This is a genomic window from Cryobacterium sp. TMT1-2-1, assembly GCF_004403955.1.
Classification (GTDB): Bacteria; Actinomycetota; Actinomycetes; order Actinomycetales; family Microbacteriaceae; genus Cryobacterium; species Cryobacterium psychrotolerans.
The window spans coordinates 24552-37380 of the sequence record NZ_SOHC01000051.1; the positions used below are offsets into that span (position 1 = coordinate 24552).

A 12829-nucleotide genomic window follows, 5' to 3' on the forward strand; every position below is an offset into this window, starting at 1 on the left:
ATCTCACTTCACTAGCGGGAACAGGATTGTCTCCCGGATGCCGAGGCCGGTCAGGGCCATCAGCAGCCGGTCGATGCCCATCCCCATACCGCCGGTCGGGGGCATGCCGTATTCCAGCGCGCGCAGGAACTCCTCGTCGAGGCGCATCGCTTCGGGGTCGCCGCCGGCGGCCAGCCTGGCCTGCTCGACGAATCGCTCCCGCTGCACGACCGGGTCGACGAGCTCGGAGTAGCCGGTTGCCAGCTCGAAGCCGCGCACGTACAGGTCCCACTTCTCCACGACTCCGGCGATGCTGCGGTGGCCGCGCACCAGCGGGCTCGTGTCGACGGGGAAGTCCATCACGAACGTGGGGCGGGTGAGCCCGCCCTTGACGAAGTGCTCCCACAACTCCTCGACGTACTTGCCGTGGATGGGGTGGTCAATGTCGACACCCTCGCGGTCGGCGAGGGCCTTGAGCTGGGCGATCGACGTCTCCGGGGAGATCGCGACACCCACCGCTGCGGAGAGGCTGTCGTACATGCTGATCCGGTCCCAGCCGCCGCCGAGGTCGAACTCGGTGCCGTCGGCCCAGGTCACGACGTGCGAACCGGAGATCGCGAACGCGGCATCCTGGATCAGGGTCTGCGTCAGGTCCGCGATCGAGTTGTAGTCGCCGTACGCCTCGTACGCCTCGAGCATCGAGAACTCCGGCGAGTGCGTGGAGTCGGCGCCCTCGTTGCGGAAGTTGCGGTTGATTTCGTAGACGCGGTCGATACCGCCGACGACGGCGCGCTTGAGGAAGAGCTCCGGCGCGATGCGCAGGAACAACTCGGTGTCGAACGCGTTGCTGTGGGTGGCGAACGGGCGGGCGGATGCTCCGCCGTGCATGACCTGCAGCATCGGCGTCTCGATCTCGATGAAGTCGCGCGCGGTGAACGTCGCCCGGAGGCTGGCCACGGCCTGCGAGCGCTGCACCACGTTGCGGCGGGCCTGCTCCCTGGCGATGAGGTCGAGGTAGCGGCTGCGCACCCGGGTCTCCTCGCTCAGCTCGCTGTGCAGGTTCGGCAACGGCAGCACGGCCTTGGCCGCGACCTGCCACTCGGTGACCATGATCGACAGCTCGCCGCGGCGGGAGGAGATCACCTCGCCGGAGACGAAGACGTGGTCGCCGAGGTCGACGAGGTCCTTCCAGTCGGCCAGCGAGGCCTCCCCCACCTCGCCGAGCGAGACCATGGCCTGGATCCGGCTGCCGTCGCCGGCCTGCAGGCTCGCGAAGCACAGCTTGCCGGTGTTGCGCAGGTGCACGATCCGGCCGGCGAGGCCGACCGTGACGCCGGTTGTGGCATCCGCTTCGAGCTCGCCGTAGCGCGCGCGCACGGCCGGGATGGTGTCGGTCACGGGCACCGAGACCGGGTACGCGCCGCCGCCGGGGCCCGTCGCGGCGGCGTTCAACCGCTCGCGCTTGGCCAGGCGCACGGCCTTCTGCTCGGTGATTTCGTCGGTGATCTCGTCGGTGATCTCGTCGGTGCTGACCGCAGGGGCTGCGTCGTGGTGCTCGCTCATGGTTCTCCGTCGGCCTGCGGCACGGGCGGGGCCCGGCCGGTCGGCAGTGGTTGGTTAGGTGATGTCGAGGGGGACGTTGTCGATGAGCCTGGTGGTGCCGACCAGCGCGGCAACCAGCATCCTGGCCGGCCCGCGGTAGTCGTCGTCGACCGGAAGGAAGGTCTGCGGGTGCACGACAACGAGATAGTCAAGCTTAACGAGTGGTTGGGCGTCGATGACCGCGTGCGCGGCGGCGAGCGCGGCCGGGGCGCCCTGGGAGGCGACGGATGCCGCCGCGGCGAGGCCGGCCGAGAGCGAGCGGGCGCTCTCCCGCTGCACGGGGTCGAGGTACTGATTGCGGCTGGAGAGAGCCAGGCCGCCCTCCTCACGCACCGTCGGCACCACATCGACGGACGCCCGGAAGTTGAGCTCGGCGACCATCCGTTCGATCAGGTGAACCTGCTGCGCGTCCTTCTGCCCGAACACGACGGCGTCGGGATCGACGATGTTGATCAGCTTGGCGACGACCGTGAGCATCCCGTCGAAGTGTCCCGGCCGTGCGGCGCCCTCGTAGAGCGACCCGACGGGCCCGGCGCCCACCCGCGTCTCGGCCGCGCCGTCCGGGTACATCTCCTGCGCGGTCGGAGCGAACACGTAGGGCACCCCCAGCTCGGCCAGGGCTGACACGTCCGCGTCGAGCGTGCGGGGATACTGGTCGAGGTCTTCGCCGGCACCGAACTGCAGCGGGTTTACGAAGACCGATACGACCACAGTGTCGCCCAGTTCGCGGGCCCGACGGGCGAGGGCCAGGTGGCCGGCGTGCAGGGCGCCCATGGTCGGCACCAGCACCACCCGGGTATCGGCTCCGGCCACGGCGAAGTTCTGCGTCGTGAGGCTGAGTCGGTCGCGGAGCTCGGCGATCGTGCCGATCACCTCTGGTATGGGCGGGCTCACTCGTCCTCCGGGTAGTTCGGATCGGGGCTGAAATCGGACAGGTCGAGGGTGTCGGGGCTCGTGCGCGCCAGCGCATTCTCGATGGCGGACCGAACGAGCGGTGCGATGACCGCGCCCGGCCGTTCGATTCCGATCCCCTCCAGTATGCGCGTAGCCTGCTCGACGATCGCGGTCGAGAACGCAGTCGCGGTCTCCACCGCCTCGGCGTAGCTCGGCCGGTCCCCTTCGGAGACGACCACGGGTTCGCCGCCCATCTCCACGACGAGCGCCTGCGCGATCGGCAGTACCGGAGTCGGGGCCGTCACGGCGAAGTAGCTGTCGGCCAGGCGCGCGATGTCGATGCTCGTTCCGGTGAAGGTCATGGCCGGGTGGATCGCCAGCGGGATGGCGCCGCCCGCCCGGGCAGGGGCGAGGACGGCCGTGCCGAATCGCGCCGAGGTGTGCAGCACGAGCTGCCCCGGCTGCCAGGTGTCCGTGGCCGCGAGGCCCGCGATGAGGCTTTCGAGCTGGGCGTCCGGCACGGCGATGATCACGAGCTCGCTGCGCTCGACGATCTGCGGCACGGTCAGGATCGGCACGAGCGGGAGAATCGCTTCCGCCCGGTCGCGGCTCTCCTGCGAGATGGCGGAAATGCCGACGATGGCATGGCCGGCGCCGGCCAGGGCCGCGCCGAGGATGGGGCCGACGCGGCCGGCGCCGATGATGCCGACTCCGAGTCGTCCGGGGCGTTGGGTCATTCGAAGACTCCTGTCGGGTGGTTCCAGCGATGGCTGGTATCGGAGGTGGCGCAGCTGACCGCGCCCGCCGCGACCGCCTCGAACAGACGCACCGCCTCCTCGGCATCGACGACGGCGAGGGATGCCGACACGGGGCCGGCCACGGTGTGCAGGCGTGCGGACGCGAGGCCGAGCATCCGCCTCACCGGTCCCTGGTCGATGCGCACGCTCTGCAGCCGGGCCAGCGGCACGAGGATGAGTTCGCGGGAGACGATCCCGCGGCGGAGCACCACTGCGCCGGCGGAGAGCGTGTACCCGGTGCGCCGCCAGGAGAACGGCCGCAGCCAGGCGGCGCGCCGCGGGGCATTGATGAAGCCGTCGCTGCCGCCCTTCGAGTGCATCCCGCTCTCGATCACGGCGCCCTGCTCCTCGCCGGTGTACCCGGGAAGGATGAGTTCGAGCACCCTGGCGACGTCGGCTGCGGTGCCGACCGGCAGCACCGTGGTGCCGGCCTCGCCGGCAGCGCCCTGGCTCACGGAACGGCCGGCCTTGTTGATCCGCACCTGCCACCAGCCGAAGGGCCGCCAGAGCAGCGGCTGCGAGATCCCGATCGCGTGGACCCGACCCGGCGGAAGGGTCTCGTTGCTCGTGGAGAGAAGGCCGAAGCCCACCCGCACGCCGTCCGGGGTGCCCGCGATGCTGAAGCGCAGCGACCTGGTCAGCCGGGAGAGGAAGTACCCCGCGCTGCCGATCAGGGCGGGAACGATCGCGATCGGCAGCCACCCGCTGCTGCCGATTGCGCCGCCGACCGCGAGCGCGATGACCCCGACGAGGAGGAAGACGGTGAAGCCGCTGAGCACGATCGAACCGAACAGCCTGGCGGGAGGGATCCGCACGACGGACTCCGGCGGGGCGGCATCCGGGTCGAGCTCCGGCGCCAGGAACTCGACGACGCGGTCGCGGGCGAAGCCGCCCACCGTCACCCCGGGTTCCGAGGGGCCCTCGCCCGGCTCCCGAGCAGGCTCGACGGACTCCGCGGCGGGTCGGCGGGCGCCGGACGCGAGGCGCAGGATGTCGTGGCGGAGCTCGTCCGCCCGGGCCGAGCCGAGGTACGCCAGCGGGACATTGGCGTCCTGCCCGGCGACGCTCACTTCGAGCTTGGCGGCGCCGAACAGCCGCGGGATGAGGGGGCGTTCAATGTTGACGCCCTGGATCCGGTCGAGCCGCGCCTTGCGGTTGCTCCGGAAGACGATCCCGCTGCGCACCTCGACGATCTCGTCGTTCACCCGGAAGGTGTGCGCCCGCCAACTGAGCGAGAACGCGATCAGGATGACGACGAGAGCGCCGGCCACGGCGAGCAGGGCCCAGCCGACCGACCCGCGGCGGTAGATCTCCTCCAGCGGATCGGCGCTGCCGACCGGGATGCCGAAGACGACGTCGAGTACGCGTTCGCGCAGGTTCGCCAGGATGAATCCGATGGCCGCGAAAACGAAGATGCCCCCGCGGAGGAGCGGAGTCGCCGGGTGGAGTCGATGCCACTCGCCGTCGGCCAGCGAGCTCACAGTCCGGCCCGGCGGCTTTCGGCCAGGTCGACGAGCCGATCGCGGAGGCTCTCCGCGTCTTCCTCGGTGAGGCCGGGGATCGCGACGCCGGTTGTCGCCGCCGCGGTCACGAGTTTGAGATCGGCCAGGCCCAGCCAGCGGGCGACCGGGCCGCGCGTGATGTCGACCAGCTGCATCCGACCGTACGGCACGGCCACGAAGCGCTGGAACATGATGCCGCGGCGGAACAGGAGGTCGTCCTGACGCAGCTGGTAGCCGATGGATCGGACCCGGCGCGGCTCGAGGATCAGGGTCACCAGGGCGATCACGGCCACGCCGGCACCCGCGTACAACGCCCACTGAAACTCGAACATCAGCCAGAGCGCAGCCGCCGCGGCGCAGGCGAGGAGTCCGCCGACGATCGTGCCGACGATCTCCACCACCACATAGCGGGGGGAGACGCGCTGCCAGCCGGCGCCGGCGGCGAGGTCGAGGCGCCCGGACTGGTCAGGCATGGAGCCCTCCGGCCTCTTCCTGCCGCTCGTCCTCCGGTTTGTCCGGCGGGAGGGTGCAGAAGTGTTCGGCGACGAGACCGCCGGCGAGCAGGATGGCCGCGCCGACTGTCGTGCCGATGGCGAGCCAGAGCGAGGACAGGTTCGGCACCACCGTGCGGGTAAGGACGTACAAGAGGACTCCGAGGCCGCCGCCGAGGAAGAGCGAGCCGCTGAAGCTGGAGGACTTGGCGAGCACCGCGACCCGCATGGCCCTGAAGGGGTCGACGCGGCGCTTCACGGTACCCTTCGTCGCTTTTGTCGCTTTCGTCGCCTGGCGGATCGGCCAGGCGAGCACGACCACGACGATGCCGATCACCGCGAGGGTGGCGGCCATCGACGGGGGCGGCAGGAGGATGGGCGCCCCGGATGCCGCCGCGGTGACTTCCAGGAGGAAGCCGACGACACTGCCGAGCAGCCAGAGGGCGATCAGCGGGGTGGGACTACTGCGTTTCATGGCCGGCCGTCCAGGCCCGGCGCGCTACCCTGCCGACGCACGCTGCTCGCGGCCGCCGCGAGCAGCTCGTCGACGCGGCCGCGGCCCGGGATGGCGGCGTCAGGGTCGAGCGCAAGCCACGGCGCGAGCACGAAGTCGCGCTGCCAGGCCCGGGGGTGAGGAATCGTGAGCCGGTCGTCGGAGAGTTCCAGCTCGCCGAAGACAATGATGTCGATGTCCAGGGTGCGGTCCCCCCACCGCTCGGTGCGCACCCGGCCATGGGCGTCCTCGATGGCGTTGATCGCGTCAAGCAGCTCGTGCGGGTCGCCGGTGTAGCGTGCGGTGACCACCGCGTTGAGGTACGGCGGCGCGGCGGGGTCCACCCCGTCCGGCTTCACGGCGGCGCTCTCGAAGACGGGTGAGACGCCGGCCACTTCGAGCCTCTCGAGGTCGGCGATGGCCCTCGCCGCGTCGACCAGGATCGCGGCGCGGTCGCCGAGATTGCTGCCGAGGGCGAGCACGACGGATACCGGCGCGTCGGGCGCGGGGGTCATGAGCGCGTTCTCTCGATGCGCACCGCGACGTCCGTGAACGGCACCGAGATCGGCGCGTCGGGCTTGTGCACCGTCACCTGCACCCGCTCGGCCGCCTCGTGGGCGAGCACCACGGCGGCGATCCGCTCGGCGACGGTTTCGATCAAGTCGACCGGGTCGCGTGTGGCGGCTTCGGTGACCTCGACGGCCAGCTCGCCATAGTGGATCGTTTGGCTGACGTCGTCGCCCACCCGGGCGAGGTCCAGCCAGACCGTGACGTCGATGACGAAATCCTGGCCTTTCTCCTTCTCGAACTCGTAGACGCCGTGGTGTGCGTTGACTCGCAGCCCGGTGAGAATGATCGAGTCGGTGCTCATGGGACCATTCTGTCGGAACCGGCGAGGGCGAGCACGTTCAAGGCCGCCCGCGTGCCGGCAACGTCGTGCACGCGAACCCCCCACGCCCCGGCCTGGGCCGCCAGCACGCTGACCACGGCGGTCGGCAGGTCGCGGGCGAGGACGGGCGCGTCGGCCGGGAGCGCCGTGGCGAGGAACCGCTTTCGTGAGGCGCCGATGAGCACCGGAAGGCCGAGCTCGTCGAAAGCGGCGAGGTGGGCGAGGACCTGCCAGTTGTGTTCGGGCCGCTTGGAGAAACCGAGGCCGGGGTCGAGCACGATGCGCTCCCGGGCCACGCCGGCTCGCACGAGCGCGCCGACCCGCTCTGCGAGTTCGTTTCGCACGTCGGTGACGACGTTCGTGTAGGAGGCCAGCGCGTCCATCTCGTGGGCGTGCCCCCGCCAGTGCATCGCCACGAACCGCACACCCGTGCGAGCCGCCACGGACGCCATCTCCGGGTCGGCGAGGCCGCCGGACACGTCGTTGATGATGCTCGCGCCGGCCGTCGCGGCGGCGAGGGCCGTTTCGGAGTTCAGCGTGTCGACGCTCACCGTGATTCCGGCACGGGTGAGCTCGGTGATGACCGGGATCACCCGGGATTGTTCCTCGGCGGGCGACACCCGGGTCGCACCGGGCCGGGTGGACTCACCACCGACGTCAATGATGTCCGCGCCCTGGCCCTGGAGGGTCAGGGCGTGCCGGATGGCGGCGTCCGTGCTCGACCACCTGCCCCCGTCGCTGAAGGAATCCGGTGTGACGTTGAGCACCCCCATGACCAGAGTCACCCTCCGGCTCCGATCAGCGCGATGATTTCGGCACGGGCCGCCGGGTCGGTGAGTTCGCCTCGGGATGCCATCGTGACGGTCGAGCTGCCGACCTGCCGCTGGCCCCTGGCGCTCACGCAGCCGTGGACGGCATCGAGGACGACGAGGATTCCCCGGGGCCGCAGGCCGGCCTGCAGCGCCTCCGCGATCTCCTCGGTCAGCCGTTCCTGCACCTGGGGGCGCGCCGCGAGGGTCTCGACGACGGCGGGCAGCCGGCCGAGGCCGACCACGCGGTCGCTCGGCAGGTAAGCCAGGTGGGCCGTGCCGATGAACGGAAGCAGGTGGTGCTCGCAGGTGGAACGGAACGAGATGTTGCGCAGGAGCACAAGTTCCCCCGTGTCCGGTCCGACCGGGATGGTGTCCCGCAGGGGCGCCAGCGGGTCCTGCTCCAGCCCGGCAAAGATCTCAGCGTAGGCCTCCGCGACCCGCTGCGGCGTCGTCTCCAGGCCTGGCCGGGCCGGATCCTCCCCGATGGCAGCGAGGATCTCAGCGACGGCGGCCTCGATGCGCGCCTTGTCCACTGCCACAGTGCGGCCTAGGCGGTCGCGGGGCGCGGGGCGCGGGTGGGCTCGCGCTTGGGTTTGGGTTTGGGTTTGCCCGAGCCTTCGCCGGCGTCCGTCGACGCCGCGGCGCCCTCGAGGGCAACCTTCGGTGCGGGCATCGCGATCGGCGGCCGATCGGAGACGGGGCGCTTGTCGCTGGAGAGCCACTGCGGGCGCGGCGGCAGCTTGACGACGTTCGCGAAAATCGCGGCGAGGGCAGTCTGGTCGAGCGTTTCGTGCTCGAGCAGCTCGGCGGCCAGCTTGTCGAGAATGTCGCGGTTGGTGACCAGCACCTCGTAGGCCTCGTCGTGCGAGTCCTCGATGAGCTGGCGGACCTCTTCGTCGACGCGCTCTGCCATCCGTTCGGAGTAGTCGCGCCCGTGACCCATGTCACGGCCGAGGAAGACCTCGCCCGAGCCCTGGCCGAGCTTGATCGGGCCGACGGCCGCGCTCATCCCGAACTCGGTGACCATCTTGCGCGCGGTGGCGGTGGCCTTCTCGATGTCGTTGGAGGCGCCGGAGGTGGGGTCGTGGAAGATGATCTCCTCGGCGACGCGGCCGCCCATGGCGTAGGCCAGCTGGTCGAGCAGTTCGTTGCGGGTGACGGAATAGCGGTCTTCGGTGGGCATGACCATCGTGTAGCCGAGGGCACGGCCGCGGGGCAGGATCGTGATCTTGGTCACCGGGTCGGTGTTGCGCATCGCGGTCGCCACGAGCGCGTGTCCGCCCTCGTGGTACGCCGTGATCAGCTTTTCCTTGTCGCGCATCACGCGACTGCGGCGCTGCGGACCGGCCATCACCCGGTCGACGGCTTCGTCGAGGGCGCGGTTGTCGATCAGCTGGGCGTTGGAGCGCGCCGTGAGCAGCGCGGCCTCGTTGAGCACGTTGGCCAGGTCGGCGCCCGTGAAGCCGGGCGTCTTGCGGGCGAGCACCTCGAGGTCGACGCCGGCAGCCATCGGCTTGCCCTTGGCGTGCACTTCGAGGATGTGCTTGCGGCCGAGCATGTCGGGGGCGTCGACACCGATCTGGCGGTCGAAGCGGCCCGGGCGCAGCAGCGCGGGGTCGAGGATGTCCGGGCGGTTCGTCGCCGCGATCAGGATGACGTTGGCCTTGACGTCGAAGCCGTCCATCTCGACCAGCAACTGGTTGAGAGTCTGTTCGCGTTCGTCGTGTCCGCCGCCCATGCCGGCGCCGCGGTGGCGGCCGACCGCGTCGATCTCGTCGATGAAGATGATCGCGGGGGCGTTCTCCTTGGCCTGCTGGAACAGGTCGCGAACACGGCTCGCGCCGACGCCGACGAACATTTCGACGAAGTCGGAACCCGAGATGGAGTAGAACGGCACGCCGGCCTCGCCGGCGACGGCTCGGGCGAGCAGCGTCTTACCGGTGCCGGGAGGGCCATAGAGCAGCACGCCCTTCGGAATTCGCGCGCCCACGGCCTGGAACTTCGCGGGCTCCTTGAGGAAGTCCTTGATCTCCTCGAGTTCCTCGATTGCCTCGTCGGCTCCCGCGACATCCGCGAAGGTGACCTGCGGGCTCTCCTTGGAGACGAGTTTGGCCTTGGATTTTCCGAACTGCATGATCTTGTTGCCGCCGCCCTGCATTCCGGACAGCATCAGCCAGAAGAACGCGCCGATCAGGAGCAGGGGCAGCAGGAAGCCGAGCATGGAGAGGAACCAGTTCGGCTGCGGCACCTCGTCGGTGAAGCCCTTCTTGGGGTTCGCCTCGGTCACCGCCGCCACGACTTCCTCGCCACGCGGGGCGACGTAGTAGAACTGGACTTCCTTGCCCAGCTCCCCGTCGGCCTCGGTGAGGGTGAGGTCGACCCGCTGCTCGCCGTCGACGATCTTCGCCTCGGCGACCTTCCCGTCCTTCAGGAACTCGAGTCCCTCCTGGGTCGAGACCTCGCGGAATCCGGACATGGTGATCAGGCTCGACCCGACCCAGACGGCGATAACCGCCAGGACGATGTAGAGAATGGGCCCGCGCAGAAGCTTCTTGACGTTCATGATGCTCACAGGCTATCGCGCACGCACTGGGCAAAGGCCGTGTGTTCGCCTAAAGGTGAACTGATCGGTCGCTTCAGGCGGTGGCCGGCTCCACCGGGGCATACACGTGGCTGGCCAGCACGCCGACCGAACGCAGGTTGCGGTACTTCTCCGCGTAGTCGAGGCCATAGCCGACGACGAACTGGTTCGGGATCTCGAAACCCACGTATTTCACGTCGATCTCGACCCGCGCGGCCTCGGGCTTGCGGAGCAGGGCGCAGATTTCAACGGATGCCGGACCGCGGGAATTCAGGTTGGCCAGCAACCAGGACAGGGTGAGCCCCGAGTCAATGATGTCCTCGACGATGAGCACGTGGCGCCCGGTCAGGTCGGTGTCCAGGTCCTTGAGGATGCGCACTACCCCGCTGGACGCGGTGCCGGAGCCGTAGGAGCTGACCGCCATCCAGTCCATCGCGATGGGGTGCTTGAGTTCCCTGGCCAGGTCGGCCATGACCATCACGGCGCCCTTGAGGACTCCGACGAGCAGCAGGTCCTTGCCCGCGTAGTCATCCTCGATCCGCCGGGAGAGCTCGGCGAGTCGATCGCGGATCTGCTCCTCCTCGATCAGGATTTCGGTGAGGTCGCCATCAATGTCGCGAGGTTCCATGGGAGCGAGAAGGTCCTTTGCTGTGAGCGTGTCCGGGTCTGCTGAGAATCAGCCAGCCGTGCTGCCTGACAACTCTAACGCCTGGCAGGTCGAGCGCCCCCTGCCCGTGCCAGTCGGTCACCAGGCGGGCGACGGCCAGCGTGTGGACACGTTCGAGGGAGACGCCGAACTCGCTTTCGGCCACGAAGCGAATGATCCGCTGCCGCAGGGCGGGCGGGTTCGCCGCGAGCGCGGCCACCGAGATCGCGATCCCGGCCTCGGCCGGTTCGCAGATCTCCGGGGCGAGTTCACGCACGAGCGCGTCGAGGGCCTCGGCGTCTTCCCGGAGCTGATCGGCCGTCCGGGCGAGGGCGCCTGCGACCCCGGGACCCAGCTCGCGTTCGAGGATCGGCAGCACCGTGTCGCGCACGCGAACGCGCCCGTAGCGCGGATCGGAATTGTGCGGGTCTTCCCAGGGGACGAGGCCCGCGTCGAGGCAGGCCTGGCGGGTTTGCCGGCGACGGATGCCGAGCAGGGGACGCAGGTACGGGCCGTTCTGCGCGGCCATGCCCGAGAGGCTCGTCGGACCCGATCCCCGGGCGAGCCCGAGCAGCACGGTCTCGGCCTGGTCGTCGAGGGTGTGCCCGAGCAGGATGTGGCGTGCACCGGTCTCCGCGAGCGCCCGGTCGAAGGCGGCGTACCGGGCCGAGCGCGCCGCAGCCTCCGGCCCCTCCCCCGCACCCTCGGCCTGGACCGTCACCGGCAGCACGAGCACCGGGCCGAGGCCGAGTTCCCGGGCCTGGCGCGCCGCGGCCTCCGCCACCTCCGCCGACCCGTGCTGCAAGCCGTGGTCCACGATGACTGCGCCGGCGCCGGGGCCCGCACGGGGCGCCTCGAAGGCCGTGGCCGCGGCGAGGGCGAGGGAATCCGCGCCGCCGCTCAGCCCCACCAGCACCAGCCCGTCCGCTGGAAGCAGGCCGCGTACCGCTCGGCGCACATCGGCGATCGCCGGGGACAACCGCGGGCGCTGTGCAGACTCCATCCAGTAACGTTATCCGCAGACTTAGACCACCGAGGAGATATCAGGCCATGGCCGAATACGACGCAGTCATCGAAATCCCCCGCGGGAGCCGAAACAAGTACGAGGTTGACCACCAGACCGGGCGCGTGTACCTGGACCGGGTGCTCTACACGAGCTTCATGTACCCCACCGACTACGGCTACTTCGAGAACACGCTCGGCCTTGACGGCGACCCCGTCGACGTGCTCGTGCTCCTCGACTACCCGCTGTTCCCCGGCGTCGGAGTGTCGGTTCGGCCCGTCGGTGTGTTCAACATGACCGATGACGGCGGTTCCGACGCCAAGGTCATCGCCGTCCCCGCCGGAGACCCGCGCTGGGCGCACATCCAGGACGTCACCGACATCCCGGAGTACACCCGCAAGGAAATCGAGCACTTCTTCGAGCACTACAAGGACCTCGAACCGAACAAGTGGGTCAAGACCGAGGGCTGGGGCGACGCGGCCGAGGCCGAGCAGATCGTGATCGACGGCATCGCGAAGCTTGCCGCCGAGGGGCACTAACCCCTCTCACCATCGCGCCTCGGGCTGAGTTGCGGAGAAAGTACCTTCGTTCGGAAATTGAAGGGTCTTTGTCCGCAACTCAACCTGCGCGTCAGGTCAGCCGAGCCAGGCGCCGCGGGCGCCCATGAACGGCACGGGGTTGATGCGGCCGCCGTTGACGCGCACCTCGAAGTGCAGGTGGCAGGCGGTGGACGCCCCCGTGCTTCCCGTGCTCGCGATTGCTTGTCCCGTTCCGACCCGCTGGCCGTTGCGGACGAAGATTCCGCCGTCGCGGATGTGCGCGTAGCCGGTCGAGACGCCGCCGCCGTGGTCGATGAGCACGTAGTTCCCGTAGGTGCCGAGCCGGCCGGCGTACATGACCCGGCCCGAGTGCGCGGCGGAAATCGGAGCGTAGCAGCCCGTGCCCAGGTCGGTGCCAGAGTGGTAGCTGGAACTGCACCCTCCGCTGCTGCAGATCCTCGGGCGCGGCCCGTACCCGGCGGTGATCCGACCGTATGCGGGCGAAACCCAGTCTCCGCCGCCTCCGCCGCCACCGCCGGTTGAACCGCCGCCTCCGCCGGCTGCAGCTGCCGCAGCAGCCGCGGCCGCCCGCGCCGCGGCG

15 protein-coding genes are annotated in these 12829 nt (G+C 69.9%); 1 reads left to right on the forward strand and 14 read right to left on the reverse strand.

Annotated elements, in window-relative coordinates:
- Positions 1-3: 3 nt before the first annotated feature.
- The 13 genes from lysS to tilS all read right to left on the reverse strand — a co-directional run bounded on the left by lysS (position 4) and on the right by tilS (position 11689).
- Positions 4-1542 carry a lysine--tRNA ligase gene (gene lysS, locus E3T33_RS09190; RefSeq protein WP_134575185.1) on the reverse strand — a complete coding sequence of 513 codons (1539 nt, stop codon included), beginning with the start codon at positions 1540-1542 and terminating at the stop codon, positions 4-6.
- A 54-nt stretch (positions 1543-1596) separates the two neighbouring features.
- Positions 1597-2475 (reverse strand): pantoate--beta-alanine ligase, encoded by an 879-nt coding sequence (gene panC / locus E3T33_RS09195; RefSeq protein ID WP_134575186.1) that lies wholly within the window; start codon positions 2473-2475, stop codon positions 1597-1599.
- Positions 2472-3212 (reverse strand): DUF2520 domain-containing protein, encoded by a 741-nt coding sequence (locus E3T33_RS09200; RefSeq protein ID WP_092323469.1) that lies wholly within the window; start codon positions 3210-3212, stop codon positions 2472-2474. The genes panC and E3T33_RS09200 overlap by 4 nt, the downstream gene beginning before the upstream one ends.
- Entirely contained in the window at positions 3209-4753 is a 1545-nt protein-coding gene (locus E3T33_RS09205; RefSeq protein WP_134575187.1) for a PH domain-containing protein, read from the reverse strand. The genes E3T33_RS09200 and E3T33_RS09205 overlap by 4 nt, the downstream gene beginning before the upstream one ends.
- Entirely contained in the window at positions 4750-5247 is a 498-nt protein-coding gene (locus E3T33_RS09210; RefSeq protein WP_092323471.1) for a PH domain-containing protein, read from the reverse strand. The genes E3T33_RS09205 and E3T33_RS09210 overlap by 4 nt, the downstream gene beginning before the upstream one ends.
- Positions 5240-5740, reverse strand: a complete 501-nt coding sequence (locus E3T33_RS09215; protein ID WP_134575188.1) for a DUF3180 domain-containing protein — start codon at positions 5738-5740, stop codon at positions 5240-5242. The genes E3T33_RS09210 and E3T33_RS09215 overlap by 8 nt, the downstream gene beginning before the upstream one ends.
- A complete protein-coding gene (folK, locus tag E3T33_RS09220; RefSeq protein ID WP_134575189.1) occupies positions 5737-6273 on the reverse strand; it encodes a 2-amino-4-hydroxy-6-hydroxymethyldihydropteridine diphosphokinase in 537 nt (178 codons plus the stop codon). Before folK ends, E3T33_RS09215 begins: the two co-directional genes overlap by 4 nt.
- The gene (gene folB / locus E3T33_RS09225) at positions 6270-6629 is read right to left on the reverse strand and encodes a dihydroneopterin aldolase (RefSeq protein WP_092323474.1); all 360 of its coding nucleotides are present in this window, start codon (positions 6627-6629) and stop codon (positions 6270-6272) included. Before folB ends, folK begins: the two co-directional genes overlap by 4 nt.
- Entirely contained in the window at positions 6626-7432 is an 807-nt protein-coding gene (gene folP, locus E3T33_RS09230; RefSeq protein ID WP_134575190.1) for a dihydropteroate synthase, read from the reverse strand. Before folP ends, folB begins: the two co-directional genes overlap by 4 nt.
- Positions 7429-7998 carry a GTP cyclohydrolase I FolE gene (folE, locus tag E3T33_RS09235; RefSeq protein ID WP_134575191.1) on the reverse strand — a complete coding sequence of 190 codons (570 nt, stop codon included), beginning with the start codon at positions 7996-7998 and terminating at the stop codon, positions 7429-7431. Before folE ends, folP begins: the two co-directional genes overlap by 4 nt.
- 8 nt (positions 7999-8006) lie before the next feature.
- A complete protein-coding gene (ftsH, locus tag E3T33_RS09240) occupies positions 8007-10022 on the reverse strand; it encodes an ATP-dependent zinc metalloprotease FtsH (RefSeq protein WP_134575192.1) in 2016 nt (671 codons plus the stop codon).
- 73 nt (positions 10023-10095) lie between these two features.
- Positions 10096-10668, reverse strand: a complete 573-nt coding sequence (gene hpt, locus E3T33_RS09245) for a hypoxanthine phosphoribosyltransferase (protein WP_092323479.1) — start codon at positions 10666-10668, stop codon at positions 10096-10098.
- Positions 10649-11689 (reverse strand): tRNA lysidine(34) synthetase TilS, encoded by a 1041-nt coding sequence (gene tilS, locus E3T33_RS09250; protein ID WP_092323480.1) that lies wholly within the window; start codon positions 11687-11689, stop codon positions 10649-10651. The genes hpt and tilS overlap by 20 nt, the downstream gene beginning before the upstream one ends.
- 47 nt (positions 11690-11736) lie before the next feature.
- On the opposite strand from tilS, the gene ppa reads away from it, so the two are divergent.
- Positions 11737-12228, forward strand: coding sequence for an inorganic diphosphatase (gene ppa / locus E3T33_RS09255; RefSeq protein ID WP_092323482.1), 492 nt, complete (start codon positions 11737-11739; stop codon positions 12226-12228).
- 96 nt (positions 12229-12324) lie between these two features.
- Here the strand turns inward: ppa and E3T33_RS09260 are convergent.
- Positions 12325-12829, reverse strand: a 505-nt coding sequence (locus E3T33_RS09260; protein ID WP_134575193.1) for a M23 family metallopeptidase, incomplete at its 5' end; no start/stop codon positions are given.

What these genes read in the sequence shown, in the direction of transcription:
- E3T33_RS09215 (WP_134575188.1), bottom strand. Translation starts at nt 5,740, where the DNA reads ATGAAACGCAGTAGTCCCACCCCGCTGATCGCCCTCTGGCTGCTCGGC.
- tilS (WP_092323480.1), bottom strand. Translation starts at nt 11,689, where the DNA reads ATGGAGTCTGCACAGCGCCCGCGGTTGTCCCCGGCGATCGCCGATGTG.
- ppa (WP_092323482.1), top strand. Translation starts at nt 11,737, where the DNA reads ATGGCCGAATACGACGCAGTCATCGAAATCCCCCGCGGGAGCCGAAAC.
- hpt (WP_092323479.1), bottom strand. Translation starts at nt 10,668, where the DNA reads ATGGAACCTCGCGACATTGATGGCGACCTCACCGAAATCCTGATCGAG.
- E3T33_RS09200 (WP_092323469.1), bottom strand. Translation starts at nt 3,212, where the DNA reads ATGACCCAACGCCCCGGACGACTCGGAGTCGGCATCATCGGCGCCGGC.
- folK (WP_134575189.1), bottom strand. Translation starts at nt 6,273, where the DNA reads ATGACCCCCGCGCCCGACGCGCCGGTATCCGTCGTGCTCGCCCTCGGC.
- folB (WP_092323474.1), bottom strand. Translation starts at nt 6,629, where the DNA reads ATGAGCACCGACTCGATCATTCTCACCGGGCTGCGAGTCAACGCACAC.
- ftsH (WP_134575192.1), bottom strand. Translation starts at nt 10,022, where the DNA reads ATGAACGTCAAGAAGCTTCTGCGCGGGCCCATTCTCTACATCGTCCTG.
- lysS (WP_134575185.1), bottom strand. Translation starts at nt 1,542, where the DNA reads ATGAGCGAGCACCACGACGCAGCCCCTGCGGTCAGCACCGACGAGATC.
- E3T33_RS09210 (WP_092323471.1), bottom strand. Translation starts at nt 5,247, where the DNA reads ATGCCTGACCAGTCCGGGCGCCTCGACCTCGCCGCCGGCGCCGGCTGG.